Here is a 13,676-nt window from a genome sequence, read left to right on the forward strand (position 1 = left end):
GAGGGAGGCGGGGCACCGGCCGGGCGCGGAGGCCGGGCACCGGCGCCGGAGCGGCCGACGCGTCGGCGGTGCGCATACGTGATCGACCGAACACGTTCCGCTAGCGTGGCCATCGTGGACACGTCCCCGTCGAGGGCGGTCGCCGCGGCTCCGGCGGCACGCGCCGCGGTCGGCCCCCGCCCGAGCCCCTGCGGAGAGAGCGCGCCTTGCTGACCTACATCCTGCGCCGCCTGGGCGCCGGCCTCCTGTTGCTCGTCGTGGTCACCATGGTCACGTTCGGGATCTTCTACGTCGTCCCCCGATGGGCGGGGCGCACCACCGAGCAGCTGGCCACCATGTACGTCGGCCGCGCCCCCACGCCGGAGGCCGTCCAGGCGACCATCGTCCGCCTCGGCCTGGACCGGCCGGTCGCGGTCCAGTTCTGGGAGTTCGTCAAGGGGATCTTCGTCGGCGCCGAGTACCGGTTCGGCCGGGACGTCGTCGAGTGCCCCGCCCCGTGCCTGGGCTACTCCTTCCAGACCTACCAGCCGGTCTTCACCGAGATCGTCCACCGCCTGCCGGTCACCGTGTCGCTCGCCGTCGGCGCGGCCGTCGTCTGGCTGGTCGGCGGTATCGCGGTGGGGGTGGTCTCGGCGGTGTGGAAGGGCAGCCTCTTCGACCGGTTGGCCATGGGTGTGGCGCTCGCCGGGGTGTCCCTGCCGATCTTCTTCACCGGTCTCCTGGCACTCGCCTTCCCCGTGCACGCCTGGGACTGGTTCCCCACGCCGCGCTACATGCCGTTGGTCCAGGATCCGGCGGCGTGGGCGGCCGGGCTGTTCCTGCCCTGGGTGACCCTGGCGTTCCTGCACGCGGCCATGTACGCGCGCCAGACCCGCGCGGGCATGCTGGAGACCCTGGGCGAGGACTACGTCCGCACCGCCCGGGCCAAGGGGCTGAGCGAGCGCACGGTGGTGCTCAAGCACGCGCTGCGGCCCACGCTGACGCCGCTCGTCACCATCTTCGGCCTCGACTTGGGCCTGGTGCTCGGCGGTGCCGTCCTGACCGAGCAGGTGTTCTCGCTCAACGGCATCGGCCGGTACGCGGTCCAGGCCATCACCCAGAGCGACCTGCCGGTGATCCTCGGCGTGACCCTGGTCGGCGCGTTCTTCATCGTGGCCGCCAGCCTGGTGGTGGACCTGGTGTACCCGCTCATCGACCCCCGTGTCCGCATCCACGACTAGCACCCGCCCCGAGGAACGAGGAAGCCGCCCGATGAGCCAGACTCCGCCCGAACCCGCCGAGCCCGTCGTCCGGGTGGACGACCTGCGGGTGGCGTTCCCGACGATGGACGGTGACGTCCACGCGGTGAACGGGTTGTCCTTCGAGGTGGCGCGTGGTGGCGCGTTGGGGATCGTGGGGGAGTCGGGCTCGGGTAAGAGCGTGACCTCGCTGGCGTTGATGGGGTTGCACCGGGGGTCGCGGGCGCGGGTCTCGGGGGCGATCCGGGTCGCGGGCCAGGACGTGGTGGCGGCTTCGGACAGGCAGTTGCGGCGGATGCGCGGCAATGACATCGCGATGGTGTTCCAGGATCCGATGCAGTCGCTGCATCCGCAGTACACGATCGGGAACCAGTTGGTGGAGGCCTACCGGGTGCACCATCCCAAGGCGTCGCGGGCGCGGGCCCGGGCGCGGGCGGTGGAGTCGTTGGAGCGGGTGGGTATCCCGGACCCGGGTCGGCGGGTCAACTCCTACCCGCACGAGTTCTCCGGCGGTATGCGCCAGCGCGTGGTGATCGCGATGGGGTTGATGTGCGATCCGAAGGTGTTGTTGGCCGACGAGCCGACCACCGCGTTGGACGTGACGGTGCAGGCGCAGGTGTTGGACCTGTTGGACGAGTTGCGTCGGGATCTGGACATGGGGTTGATCCTGGTCTCGCACGACCTGGCGGTGGTGGCCGGGTCGGTGGACGAGGTCGTGGTGATGCGCCACGGTGTGGCGGTGGAGCGGGGGGACGTGCGCACGGTGCTGTCGGCGCCGGCGCATCCTTACACGCGGGGGTTGCTGGCGGCGGTGCCGCGGGTGGAGGTGTCCCGGGCCCAGCGCCGCGCCCACGACCGCGCCGCGAGGGAGAAGAAGGAGGAACCGCGGGTCCCCGCCGAGGCCGTCGCGCCACCCGGTGAGGCGGGTGAACTCCTGGCCCGGGTGGAGGATGTGGCGCAGTGTTTCAGGGTGCGTGGTGGTCTGTGGGGTCGGGCGTCGGATTTCTGGGCGGTCAAGGGTGTGTCCTTCGATCTGTACAAGGGGGAGACGCTGGGGATCGTGGGGGAGTCGGGGTCGGGTAAGTCGACTCTGTCGCGGATGGTGATGCGGTTGCTGGAGCCGACCCGGGGCCGGGTGGAGTTCGAGGGCCGTGACATCACGCACATGTCCGAGCGGGAGTTGCGTCCGTTGCGGCGGGATGTGCAGATGGTGTTCCAGAACCCGTACTCCTCGCTGAACCCGCGGGTGACGGTGGGGGACGCGATCGGCACCGCGTTGCGGGTGCAGGGGGAGAAGGACACGGGGCTGATCCGTGCCCGGGTGCGGGAGCTGTTGGAGCGGGTGGGGCTCTCGCCGGATCATTACAACCGGTTCCCGCACGCGTTCTCGGGGGGTCAGCGGCAGCGGATCGCGATCGCGCGGGCGTTGATCCTCAAGCCGAAGCTGATCGTGTGCGACGAGCCGGTGTCGGCGTTGGACGTGTCGACGCAGGATCAGGTGTTGAAGTTGTTGTCGGAGTTGCAGGACGACTTCGGGTTGACGTATATCTTCGTGGCGCATGATCTGGCGGTGGTGCGGCAGGTCTCGGACCGGGTCGCGGTGATGCGTCAGGGTGAGGTCGTGGAGATGGGTGACAGCGACAGTGTGTATGAGTCGCCGTCTTCGGAGTACACGCGTCAGTTGCTCGGGGCGGCGCCGGTGCTGGACCCGGACGAGGCCCGACGCCACCGCGCGAAACGGGCCCGACTCCGCGCGAACGGGCGCTGAGCGGCGTTCGGGCCGCGAGGCCTCCGGAAGCGGCCGGGCCCGGGGACGCTGGCCGCGTCCCCGGGCCCGCCCGGATCAGAACAGCCGCCTGCGGCCGGCCAACGAGTCGATCCACTGGTGCAGGAAGCCCGCCCAGTCGCGGCTGGCGCCCTCCTGGTGGGTGACGGTCACGTGGTGGTAGGAGTCGCTGCCCTCGGAGAAGAGCAGGCCGCGCTTCTTGTCGAGCTCCAGGACGACGTCCATTCCGTGGTGGTCGGCGACGAACGACAGTTCGAGCGCGTTGAGCCCCTCGTACTGCCTCGCGGCGTAGTACTCGATCTCCTGGTAGAAGGGCAGCGTCTGCCGTGTCCGGAGGATGCGTCCCTGCTCCAGGTCCGCGTGCTTGAACTGGAAGCCGATGGTGGCCAGCGCGTCCAGGAACGCCAGCTGCGCCGGCAGCGGCTCGATCGCCACCGGGTCCAGGTCACCGGGGTCCACGGCCCCGGCCAGGCTCAGCCGCGTGTTCACACCCACGTTCATCGGGAACAGGCGGCGGCCTCGGACACTCGTGAGCGGGGCCTCGAAGGGGACGTGGAGCTCGAACGGCACCTGGAAGCTCTGCCCCGGGGAGATCACCGCCTGACCGCCCACACGCACGCGCTGGAACTCCACGTTGCGCGAGTACTCGTGGTCACCGGACTCGACCTCGACACGGGACTCCAGGCCGACGGTGAGTTCGTCGATCCGCTGTTCGACGTCGCCCGCCTGGATGTGCACGGTCCCCCGGACGACGCCGCCGGGCTGGACGGCGGGCGTGTCCAGCGTCGTCTCCACCGAGGCTCCGCCGACGCCGATGCCGGCGAGAATGCGCTTGAAAACCATGGATGTGCTCTCTAGCCCGCTCGGCCGCGGGGCGACGGTCCGAGGAGCGTGGTTCGACGGCGTTGCACCCCTTGGTACAGACGACCGGCGGTCGCCCATGGTTCCACCTGGGATCACGCGTCCGGGTGGGCGAGCCCCCGCAGCAGGGCCCGGAGACCGAACCCGAACCGGACCTCGCGCTCGGCCGAGTCCGGGGCGTCCTCGTCGTCGCGGTGGCGCACCTCGTGGATCACCGCCCCGATGCAGTAGGAGTACAGGGCGTCGGCGGCGTGCTCCACGTCGGGGCCGCTCAGCCCCGCCTCCTCGAACGCGCCGCGCACGAGGGCGTGGGCGGTGTCCTGCACGGGCGTGCGCGGGGCACGGTGGACCAGCAGGGAAAGGGCGCCGGAGTGCTCCAGCAGGCGGGCGCGGTAGGTGTGGGCCCAGTCGGTGAGCCGGGCGTCCCACGGGCCGGCGCCGGGGTCCACCGCCTCGGACGCGTCGCGACCGCCGTCCTCCTCCGCCGTGTCGTCGGGGGGCGTGCCGGCGGGCGAGGTGACGTAGGCCGCGATGGCGTTGAACAGCTGGTCCTTGCCGAGCGGGAAGTGGTGGTAGACCGCCATGGCCTCGACCTCCAGGGCGTCGCCCAGGCGTCGCATGGACAGGCCGCCCAGCCCGCGCCCGCTGATGATGTGCAGCGCCTCGACGATGATGCGCTCCCGGCTGAGTCCGGCGTAGTTCCTGCTCACGGTTGTCCTTTCGGGGATGTGCACCGACAGCGTGGCGGTACGGCGCGCGGGTGGCCATCTTCGACGCGCGGAACCGGTCGCGAGATGATCCACGTCACTTTAGAGTGGCGGTTATCGACGGGAAACGTGTACGGAGCTGACACATGGCACTGACCGAGCAGACCAGGACGCAGGCGCGCAAGAGCCTCGAGCACGACCGGGAGGAGGCCGCGCGGCTGCCCGAACTCCTGGCGAGGGTCGCCGACGCCGAGGCGGCGCTGGCGGAGGCGCACGACCGGCGCGCCTCGGCGACGGAGCTGCGCCACCTCGGGCTGGTCCTGGACGGGGTGCTCACCGAGGCCATGCGCGCCGCCTACGCGCGCGAGCGGGTGCTCGTGGGCGTCCGGGGCTACCGTGACCGCATCCACCGCCGCAAGCGCCTGGCACGACCGGAGATCCGGGAGGCGACGCGCGTCGCCGAGCGCCTGCTCACCGCCCGTGAGGACCACCGCCTGCACGGCGTCCAGCGGATCCCGCGCCCGGTCGCCTGACCGCCGTCCCCGCCGATGAGGGTTGGTTCCGTCAGGCCGGGTAGGTTGGGCTGTGCCTGATCGAACACGACTCTCCCCGCGCAGGCGGGGACGGAGCCTGGTGGGGAGCGCAGAAGGAGATGGCGGAGTTCATCCGCATTGATCCGACGTCGAAGGTACCGCCCTACGAGCAGATTCGGACGGTCGTCGCGATCGCGGCGGCCAACGGCGACCTGCCCGTGGGGTACCGGCTGCCCACGGTGCGGGCACTGGCCGGACAGCTGTCCGTGGCGGTGAACACGGTGGCCCGCGCCTACCGGGAGCTGGAGCAGGCCGGTGTCGTCGAGACGCGCGGCCGGTCGGGGACCTTCGTGGCCGCGGCGGGTGACGACCAGCGCGCCGAGGCCCTGGCGGCGGCGCGCGCCTACGCCGAGGTGATCTCGCGGGTCGGGCTCGACCACGAGGAGGCGGTCGAGATCCTGCGCGCCGCCCTGGAGGGCTGAGCGGGCGCTCAGCCCGACCGGCCCGCCCCCGGCGCGTCGGTCAGCGGCTCAGGCCCCTGACGACCACGACGTAGAAGATGATCAGCCCCGCCCAGAGGAACGCCACGGCCTCGCCCGCGACCAGTGTGGCGGTCATGGCGGTCAGCGGGACGCTCAGGCCGAGGGTCACCAGGGCCAGGACGAAACGGGCGGTGTTGCCGGACATCCCGCGACGGGCCTGGGGCGCCTCGGCGAGCTGTTCGGTGACGTGGCGGCGCACCCGTTCGTCGATGGTGTCGTCGATCCGGTCCACCAGGGACGCGGCCAGGGCGTCGTCGTACTCGGGGCCGAGTTCGCGACCGGCGCGCAGGGCGGCCGCGATCTCGTCCTGCCGTCGTGAGGGAATGTCCGTCATGGCGTCCATCGTCGCATCGCGGCAGGACGTGTGGTCCGGATCGGGTGCCGAAGTCAGGGAGATCTCCGGGTTCTCCCTGACCGCGAGGAGGCTCCGGGCACACGACGGGGCCGCTCCCCGGTGGGGGAGCGGCCCCGATGCGTGTCTCCCGGTGGCGCGGGCCCGCTAGCTGGCGAAGTCCAGCAGCTGCTGCGCGCGGCTCGGGTGGCGCAGCTTGGACAGCGACTGCTTCTCCAGCTGGCGGATGCGCTCACGGGTCAGGCCCAGGTGCTTGCCGATCTCGTCCAGCGTGCGGGGCCGGCCGTCCATGAGGCCGAACCGCAGGGACATGATCGTCGCCTCGCGCGGCTCCAGGTCGGACAGGGCGTTGCGCAGCTGGTCGGCCATGAGCTGGCGGTCGACCACCTCGGAGGCCTCCGAGGCGTCCACGTCCTCGATGAGGTCCCCGATACGGGTCTCGCCGTCCTCGCCGATGGTCGAGTCCAGGCTGATCGGCTGGCGGGTGACCCGCAGCAGCTCCTCGATCTGCGCCGGGGTCTTGTCCAGCTCCAGCGCCAGCTCCTCCGGCGTGGGCTCGCGGCCCAGCGCCTGGTGCATGTCGCGCTCCAGGCGGCTGACCTTGCTCAGCAGCTCCAGGACGTGCACGGGAAGGCGGATGGTGCGGGCGGAGTCGGCGAAACCGCGCTGGATCGCCTGGCGGATCCACCACATGGCGTAGGTGGAGAACTTGAAGCCCTTGGTGTAGTCGAACTTCTCCACGGCCCGGATGAGGCCGAGGTTGCCCTCCTGCACCACGTCCAACAGGGACATCCCCCGGTCGCTGTACTTCTTGGCCACCGACACGACCAGGCGCAGGTTGGCCTCGAGCATGTGGGACTTGGCCTGGCGGCCGTCCTCGGCCACCCACTCCAGTTCCTCGATCTCGGCCTGGGCCATCTCCACCGAGCCGTCCACCTCGCCGTGCAGGCCCAGGCGGTACTCGGCGTACAGCCCGGCCTCCACACGCTTGGCCAGGTCGACCTCCTGCTCGGCCGTGAGCAGCTGGCGGCGGCCGATGGCCTTGAGGTAGGTGTGGACGGAGTCGCCCATGGCGGGCGACTGGTCGTCGAGGTCGGCCTCACCGGTCTCCGGATCGGTGGTGGCCTGGGTGGTCTCGGTCTTCTTGGCGCGCCGCGTGGCGCGGGTCTTCCTCCGGACGGAGGGGCCCTTGCCCTTGCGGGGCGCGACCTTGCCGGATGCGGCCTTGGGTGCCTCGTCGGTGTCGGGCACCGTCGCGATGAGAGTGTCTTCCAGCACGTCGTCCTCGGCGTCAGGATCGGCCACCGGCGCGGAGTCGTCGCCCCCGTTGGCGAGTCGGACTCCGTTCTCGGTGAGTTCACGCAGGATGGAGCGGCCGTCGGGAGCGGAGACCCCGGCCGCGGAGAAAGCGGTACGCAGTTCGGAGAGGGACAGGTGTCCCTGGGAGCGTCCGCGGGTGATCAGGTCGGACAGAGCCGCCTGTGCGGCGGTCTCCTGGTTCGGAGCGGTGCCTGCGGGGACTTCGGCGGCGGGGGCCGAAGCGGCTGAGGCAGTGCTCGTCATCTGGGCACCTCCCTCCCTTCCATGACGTGTGGCACGTGGCGGAGGGTTCCCGCCGACTGGACGCGCCAATATGTCCAACGTGTCGGGGAGTCAAATGTTCCCTGTCTCGATTGGATATCGAAGGGAGTGGCGTGGATCACGGTGCGATCGGTGGCCATGTGCGTCCGGGACCGGGTAAGAGGGCTCGCCTCCGGCGCGGAGCGACAGGGACCCCACGAGTCGGGCACGGGGGAGGGCGCAGGGCCGGGAACGAGTGGACCGATGGCTCTCGCCAACTGCGGACCTCCTTGGGAAAGAGGGGCCGGGGGACCGGATACACAGGTAGACGTCGGGACACGTCCGGAAGTTCCCTGACCTGTCCGGACACGGCGCGTGGGGCGCGCGCGGGTCCGGAGGGCGTGGTCCGGCCGTGTTCCCAGGTCCCACCTGGTGCGGGTGCCGTCGGCCTGGGCTGGGACACCCGCTGAGGTCAGGGTCCCATGTGTTCGGAGTGACCCGGTAACGCCGGTTCGGGTCGAGGCGGCCCGAGGGGGCGTTTCAGGACCGGGCGCGGTTCGCCGAGCGCGGGGTTCGGGTGGGCGGTGGGAGGCCCTCGTGGCATTTCTCTCCGATGGGTTTCCGTGCCTTTCGGGTGATCGGGGATTCCGCGGGGGCGGTGGGGCGGAGTGTGCCGTGTTCGCTTTCCTTCTGTTTGATCACGCTCTGGGGGAAATGCCGTGTGTGAAGGACCTCCCGGCTCCAGCGTGTGCACGCGTACGGCGCGTCCCCGGTGGGGGTGCGGTGTGTCGCCGGTCGACATCGCCCACGTCATGGGCGCTCTGGGCGCCCTGTCGGCCGCGTGTCGGCCTGCGGGTGGGGTGACGGTACGCGAAAGGTCGGGAAAATCCGACAAGAGCCGATCATTCTTCGCCACGAGGACCGGCGTTTCACCGCCGAATTGATCAGCATTCCGTGTGCCGGTACGCTGAGCCGTGAATTCGGATAACCCCAAGCCCCTCTCTGTGGCCGCCCGGAATTCCAGCCGCGTGCGAACAGGGTCGGGAACCGCCACACGTCGCGCGTGCCGCGCACGAGGGAGAGTGCATGACCCAGTCGCTGACGGGCCCGGTGTGTTCGGACCGCGCGGAGGGAGGGGAGTCGCCCGACATCGCGGCCCTGGAGATCCCGCGTCAGTCCACCGGACTGGAGTGGTGGTGGTTCAACGCGCACCTGGACGGCGATGACGGCGGGTCCGGACTGGTCTTCTACTTCGTCCGGCACCGTGCTCCGACCACCGACGGATCGCCCCTGGACTCGCACGCCGTCGCCTGGTTCCGCAGCGACCCCGGCACCGCCGCACACGTCGGCGAGTCGTGGTTGGACGAGGGAGCCGTGCGGCAGGTCCGCGACGCGGTGGCCACGGACCGGAGCATGGACGCCCGTGTGCGGCGCGCGCTCACCGAGGCTCTGGAACAGGGGCGCGGGTTCCAGCCCGACCGCGTGCTGCCCGGTCCCGTGCGCGTCGACCCGACCCGGCTCGACCTCGACTACGGCGTCGCCCGGCTCAGCAAGGACGGCGACGCCTACCTGGTCGAGGCGGACGGGGCCGAGACGGGCTTCGCCCTGCGTCTGACGCCCCTCAAGCCCGCCGTCCACGTATCGTGCCCCCACACCCGTCTCGGTTCCGGCAGCGGCATCACGCACGCCTCCTTCGTGCCACGCCTGGCGGTGAGCGGCACGGTCCGTACCGGTGGGCGCACGGAGCCGGTACGCGGCGACGGCTGGTACGAGCACGCCTTCGGCGACACCTGGTACCGCGCGGACGGCCCCCGACCGGCGGAGGAACCGGAGTGGACGTGGGCGGGGCTGCGACTGGACAACGGCTGGGAGGTGTCCGCCTGCGAACGGGGGCGCCCCGACGCGTCCGGCGGCCGTTCCCGCGGAGTGGACACCTGGGCCGTCGCGGTCGCCCCCGACGGGCGGAGCACCGAGGCGCCCGCGCGGCTGGCCTCGACGGAGTCGTGGACGTCCCTGGCCACCCTGAACACCTACGGCACCGCCTGGGAGGTCGAGGTCCCCGGGCTGGAGCTGCGCCTGCGCGCACGGGCGTGGTTCCCCCACCAGGAGGTCCGCTCCCTGTTCCTCCTGTCGGGCATGGTGGAGGCGCACGTCCGCGTGGAGGGGACCATGGCGGGTCGGCCCGTGCGCGGGCGCGGGCTCTGCGAGGTCTTCCCGTCCAGCCGCGTCGCGGACTTCGAGCGGTACGTCACCCGGGTCCGCGACGTGACCCTGGACGAGATCGACCGGCTGTATCCCGCACGCCCCGACCGCACACTGGTCGGCGTCGCCGGGTCCGAGGACCGTCCCGAACGGTTGGACGCCGTCGTCGTGGACGACCTGCACCGATCGCTCGTGGAGCCGATGCGCCACGCGACCCGCGGACTGGGCCGGAGCTGGCGCTCCTACGTCGTCGCCGCGGTTATCGAGATCTGCGGCGGCGACAGCGAGCGGTACCGGCCCCTCCTGGCCGCCACCGAGCTGATGCACACGGGCTGCCTGGTCGTCGACGACGTCCAGGACGCGTCGCCGGTGCGCCGGGGACGCGAGTCCGTGCACACCGTCTTCGGGGAGCCCACCGCGATCAACGCGGGCACCAACGCCTACTTCGCCTTCGACCGCGTCCTGCGCGAGGTCCTGCCCGACGACGACCGCCTCCGGCTGCGCGTGTACCAGACGTACCTGCGCGTGCTCCGGGCCGGGCACGCCGGGCAGGCGCTCGACATCGCCGGGCACGCCGCCGCGATGGACACCGCGGTGGCCACCGGTGACCCGTCCACGCTCCTGCGCCGCCTGCACACCGTGCACCGCTTCAAGACCGGAGTCCCGGTCGCGGGACTGGCGGAGATGGGCGCCCTGATCACCGGGGCCGACGAACACGCGATCGCGGCCATGGGCGACTACTTCGAGACGGTCGGCCTGGCCTACCAGATCAGCGACGACGTCATGGACCTGCGCGGTGTCACCGTCCGCGGCTCGTCCGGGGAGCGGCGACGCACCAAGCACACCGCCGAGGACCTGCACGCGGGCAAGGTCACCATGCCCCTGGCGCACGCCGTGGGCCGCGTTCCCGCTCCTCGCCTGAGGGAGATCTGGCACGCGATCAGGGGCGGCGACGCCGACACCGCGACCGTCGCCGCCGCCGTGGCGGACCTGGAGGCCCACGGCGCCGTGGACGCGTGCACCGACGAGGCGCGCCTGCTGGTCGACGAGGCCTGGAAACCCCTCCAGGACCTCGTCGCGCCCAGTTGGCACACGGTCATGATGCGCGCACTCGGCCACTACTGCGCCCAGCGCGAAGCCGAGTAGCCCCGTGCCGCTCCTCCCGTCCACCCCGCCGAACCAGGAGGCCCCCGACGTGCCCGGCACCACACCGCACCTCGTCGCCGCCGACGTGCACAAGTCCTACGGCGCACACCGCGTGCTGCGCGGCGTCTGCCTGGAGCTGCCGCCCGGATGCCTGGCCGGAGTGGTCGGGGAGAACGGCTCCGGCAAGTCCACGCTGCTGCGCATCCTCGCCGGACGCCTCTCACCCGACCACGGCGCCGTCGACCACCCCGGCGGGCTCGGCTACTGCCCCCAGCACACGGTGCTCAACCCCGCCTTCACCGTCGCCCAGCACCTGCGCCTGTTCCAGGTCGCCTACGACCTGCCCGCGCTGGACCGCGCCCACGAGCTGATGGACGTGCTGCACTTCGCCGAGTACCTCCACCACCGGGTCGGCACGCTCAGCGGAGGCACCCGGCAGAAGCTCAACCTCACCCTCGCGCTCATGCACGATCCGCCGCTGCTCCTGCTGGACGAGCCCTACCAGGGATTCGACTGGGACACCTACGAGCGGTTCTGGGCGCTGGCCGCCGAGCTGAGCCGTCGGGGCCGCTCGGTCCTGGTCGTCTCGCACATCGCGTTCGACACCGCCCGCTTCGACACCCTGTGGCGGCTGGAGGGCGGCGTCCTGGTCGCGGGCGATCGCGGGGCCGCGCACACGGGCGCGGACGGTCCGGGCGGCGTGACCGTTCCCGGCGGCGTGACCGTGGCGGGGGGCTGACGTGCGACGCGCCTGGACCCGCTACGCCACGGCGGCCCGCCACGCCCTGCTGGAGCACCTGCGCAACCGGCTGGCACTGGTCCTCGTGGTGTTCTTCATCCCCGTCTGGATCACCCTCGTCTACCTGGTGATCGCCGACGCCGACGTGCCCTTCCTGCTGCGCGCGACCGGGGAGACCGTGGTCGTGCACGGCAACCACGTCAGCAAGATCTCCGGTGCGATCAACGCCGTGACGCTCATCGTCGGCTTCATGATGTTCATCGTCACCTTCCGGTCCGCGGACTTCGACGCGCGCCTGGCCATGGCCGGGTATCCCCGCACCCACCTGCTCGCGGCCAAGCTCACCGCGCTCCTGGCCGCCGCCGCGCTGGTGTGCGCCTACGCCGTGGCGGTGATCTGCGTCTACTGGGTGCCGGAGCGGCCGGTGATGCTGTGGCTGTCGCTGCTGGGCGCCGCGCTGGCCTTCGGCGGCATCGGGGTGATGCTGGCGGCGGTGCTGCGGGGCGAGCTGGAGGGGATGTTCTGCATCATCATGCTGTCGATCATCGACATGGGCCTGCAGAACCCGGTGTCCAACCCGGCCTCCGACAGCGACGTCGTCAGGTTCCTGCCCACCTACGGCACCATGCAGACCGCGGTCGCGGCCGGCTTCCTGGACTCCGTGCCTGTGTCCCACCTGTTCCTGGGACCGCTGTGGTTCGTCGCCGCGGTGCTCGTGGCGGCGGTCGCGTTCCAGGTGAGCACGCGCGACCGGACCAGATCCCCGTTCCGGCGCCCTCGGCTGGCCCGGCGTGCTCAGGCGATCGGTGAGCGCAGCGCCACCAGGTCGGGCTTGCCCGACGCCAGCATCGGCAGCGCGTCGCGCACCTCCAGCTCGCGCGGCCCCGCGTAGGCGGGCAGGCGCTCGCGCACCCACGCGCGCAGCTCCTCCAGCGTCGGCGGGTCGGCCGGGTCGGCGGGGACCACCACCGCGCACACGCGCTGGCCCCACTCCGGGTCCGGGCGGCCCACGACCACCGACTCGGCCACCGCCGGGTGCGCCAGGAGCAGGTCGTTGACTTGGGCGGGCACCACCTTGTGGCCGCCGGTGTTGACGACCTCGTCCGCCCGGCCCAGCACGCTCAGGCGCCCGCGGCCGTCGACGCGGCCCAGGTCGTTGGTACGCAGCCACCGGCGGCCGTCCGGACCGGTGACCAGCGCGCCGGGATCGGGCGCCGCGCCCGGGGCGAGCCGGTAGGCGGTCAGCAGCATCGGGCCCGACAGCAGGATCCGGCCGGGCGCGCCGGGACCGTCGCCGTCCACGCGCACGCGCGCCCCGTCCAGGGCGAGGCCGTCGTACACGCAGCCGCCGCAGGTCTCGGTCATGCCGTAGGTGGTGACCACCCGTCCCCCGGCGCCGCGGGCCGCGGTGAGGAGCGCGGGTTCGGCGGCGGCCCCGCCCAGCAGGATGGCGCCGAACGCCGACAGGTCCACCCCGGCCGACAGCAGGCGGCGCAGCTGGGTCGGGACCAGGGACACGTGCGGGCGCAGGCGGGACGCCAGGTCCGCCACGGTGCCGACGTCGAACGGGGCGTGGACGGCCTCGCTGCCGGTGGCCAGCGCCCGCAGGATGACCTGGAGGCCGGAGACGTGGCCGGCGGGCAGGACGCACAGCCACGCGTCGCCGGGAGCCGCGCCGATGCGCTCGACCGACGCGCGGGACGAGGCGCGCAGCGCGGCGGCCGACAGCTCCACGCCCTTGGGCACGCCGGTCGAACCGGACGTGGTGACGACCAGCGCGGTCTCGGCGTGGACCGGCGACCCGCCGCGGAGGCCGGTGACGCCGTCGGGCGTGAGCAGGGACGAGGGGCGCATCGCGGCCAGGAGTTCGCCCACGCGGGCGTCGGGCGTCCCGTCGGGGACGGGCAGCAGGGCGGGGCCGTCCCCGTCCAGCGCGCGTGCCACCAGGTCTCCCAGGCGTCCGGGGTCCAGGCCCCTGACGGCGCGGAGCGGGCGGCCGTCCTCGGACGG

The 13,676-nt window shown here is 72.1% G+C and carries 12 protein-coding genes; 7 read left to right on the plus strand and 5 right to left on the minus strand.

What is annotated here, in order from left to right:
* Positions 1–206: 206 nt before the first annotated feature.
* Positions 207–1,220, plus strand: a complete 1,014-nt coding sequence (locus ACIBFB_RS08610; protein WP_397227795.1) for an ABC transporter permease — start codon at positions 207–209, stop codon at positions 1,218–1,220.
* A gap of 31 nt (positions 1,221–1,251) precedes the next feature.
* The gene (locus ACIBFB_RS08615; RefSeq protein WP_397227797.1) at positions 1,252–3,006 is read left to right on the plus strand and encodes an ABC transporter ATP-binding protein; all 1,755 of its coding nucleotides are present in this window, start codon (positions 1,252–1,254) and stop codon (positions 3,004–3,006) included.
* Positions 3,007–3,081: 75 nt separating this feature from the next.
* Here ACIBFB_RS08615 and ACIBFB_RS08620 read toward each other — a convergent pair whose 3' ends face one another.
* Both ACIBFB_RS08620 and ACIBFB_RS08625 read right to left on the minus strand, forming a co-directional pair.
* Entirely contained in the window at positions 3,082–3,867 is a 786-nt protein-coding gene (locus tag ACIBFB_RS08620) for a sporulation protein (RefSeq protein WP_397227799.1), read from the minus strand.
* A gap of 113 nt (positions 3,868–3,980) precedes the next feature.
* Positions 3,981–4,595, minus strand: a complete 615-nt coding sequence (locus ACIBFB_RS08625) for a TetR/AcrR family transcriptional regulator (RefSeq protein WP_397227801.1) — start codon at positions 4,593–4,595, stop codon at positions 3,981–3,983.
* A 143-nt stretch (positions 4,596–4,738) separates the two neighbouring features.
* Here ACIBFB_RS08625 and ACIBFB_RS08630 point away from each other — a divergent pair, with 143 nt between their 5' ends.
* Positions 4,739–5,125, plus strand: coding sequence for a hypothetical protein (locus ACIBFB_RS08630; RefSeq protein WP_397227803.1), 387 nt, complete (start codon positions 4,739–4,741; stop codon positions 5,123–5,125).
* A 119-nt stretch (positions 5,126–5,244) separates the two neighbouring features.
* Complete coding sequence (locus ACIBFB_RS08635) at positions 5,245–5,607, plus strand: GntR family transcriptional regulator (RefSeq protein WP_397227805.1); 363 nt, start codon at positions 5,245–5,247, stop codon at positions 5,605–5,607.
* A 40-nt stretch (positions 5,608–5,647) separates the two neighbouring features.
* Here ACIBFB_RS08635 and ACIBFB_RS08640 read toward each other — a convergent pair whose 3' ends face one another.
* Positions 5,648–6,010 carry a hypothetical protein gene (locus tag ACIBFB_RS08640; RefSeq protein ID WP_397227807.1) on the minus strand — a complete coding sequence of 121 codons (363 nt, stop codon included), beginning with the start codon at positions 6,008–6,010 and terminating at the stop codon, positions 5,648–5,650.
* Positions 6,011–6,166: 156 nt separating this feature from the next.
* Entirely contained in the window at positions 6,167–7,582 is a 1,416-nt protein-coding gene (locus ACIBFB_RS08645) for an RNA polymerase sigma factor (RefSeq protein ID WP_397227809.1), read from the minus strand.
* A gap of 1,083 nt (positions 7,583–8,665) precedes the next feature.
* Here ACIBFB_RS08645 and ACIBFB_RS08650 point away from each other — a divergent pair.
* The 3 genes from ACIBFB_RS08650 to ACIBFB_RS08660 are packed head-to-tail and all read left to right on the plus strand — an operon-like array spanning position 8,666 to position 12,558.
* Positions 8,666–10,927, plus strand: a complete 2,262-nt coding sequence (locus ACIBFB_RS08650) for a polyprenyl synthetase family protein (protein WP_397227811.1) — start codon at positions 8,666–8,668, stop codon at positions 10,925–10,927.
* Between the two features lie 4 nt (positions 10,928–10,931).
* Positions 10,932–11,666 carry an ATP-binding cassette domain-containing protein gene (locus ACIBFB_RS08655; protein ID WP_397227813.1) on the plus strand — a complete coding sequence of 245 codons (735 nt, stop codon included), beginning with the start codon at positions 10,932–10,934 and terminating at the stop codon, positions 11,664–11,666.
* Position 11,667: 1 nt separating this feature from the next.
* Positions 11,668–12,558 (plus strand): ABC transporter permease, encoded by an 891-nt coding sequence (locus tag ACIBFB_RS08660; RefSeq protein ID WP_397227815.1) that lies wholly within the window; start codon positions 11,668–11,670, stop codon positions 12,556–12,558.
* On the opposite strand, the gene ACIBFB_RS08665 is transcribed toward ACIBFB_RS08660, so the two are convergent.
* Positions 12,462–13,610: an AMP-binding protein gene (locus ACIBFB_RS08665; protein ID WP_397227817.1), complete on the minus strand. Its 1,149-nt coding sequence runs from the start codon at positions 13,608–13,610 to the stop codon at positions 12,462–12,464. The genes ACIBFB_RS08660 and ACIBFB_RS08665 overlap by 97 nt on opposite strands.
* Positions 13,611–13,676 lie beyond the last annotated feature (66 nt).

Origin of the sequence: Nocardiopsis sp. NPDC050513 (assembly GCF_044457925.1) — a bacterium.
In the GTDB taxonomy this organism is placed as follows: Bacteria; Actinomycetota; Actinomycetes; order Streptosporangiales; family Streptosporangiaceae; genus Nocardiopsis.

What these genes read in the sequence shown, in the direction of transcription:
- ACIBFB_RS08650 (WP_397227811.1), top strand. Translation starts at nt 8,666, where the DNA reads ATGACCCAGTCGCTGACGGGCCCGGTGTGTTCGGACCGCGCGGAGGGA.
- ACIBFB_RS08645 (WP_397227809.1), bottom strand. Translation starts at nt 7,582, where the DNA reads ATGACGAGCACTGCCTCAGCCGCTTCGGCCCCCGCCGCCGAAGTCCCC.
- ACIBFB_RS08635 (WP_397227805.1), top strand. Translation starts at nt 5,245, where the DNA reads ATGGCGGAGTTCATCCGCATTGATCCGACGTCGAAGGTACCGCCCTAC.
- ACIBFB_RS08615 (WP_397227797.1), top strand. Translation starts at nt 1,252, where the DNA reads ATGAGCCAGACTCCGCCCGAACCCGCCGAGCCCGTCGTCCGGGTGGAC.
- ACIBFB_RS08640 (WP_397227807.1), bottom strand. Translation starts at nt 6,010, where the DNA reads ATGGACGCCATGACGGACATTCCCTCACGACGGCAGGACGAGATCGCG.
- ACIBFB_RS08620 (WP_397227799.1), bottom strand. Translation starts at nt 3,867, where the DNA reads ATGGTTTTCAAGCGCATTCTCGCCGGCATCGGCGTCGGCGGAGCCTCG.
- ACIBFB_RS08630 (WP_397227803.1), top strand. Translation starts at nt 4,739, where the DNA reads ATGGCACTGACCGAGCAGACCAGGACGCAGGCGCGCAAGAGCCTCGAG.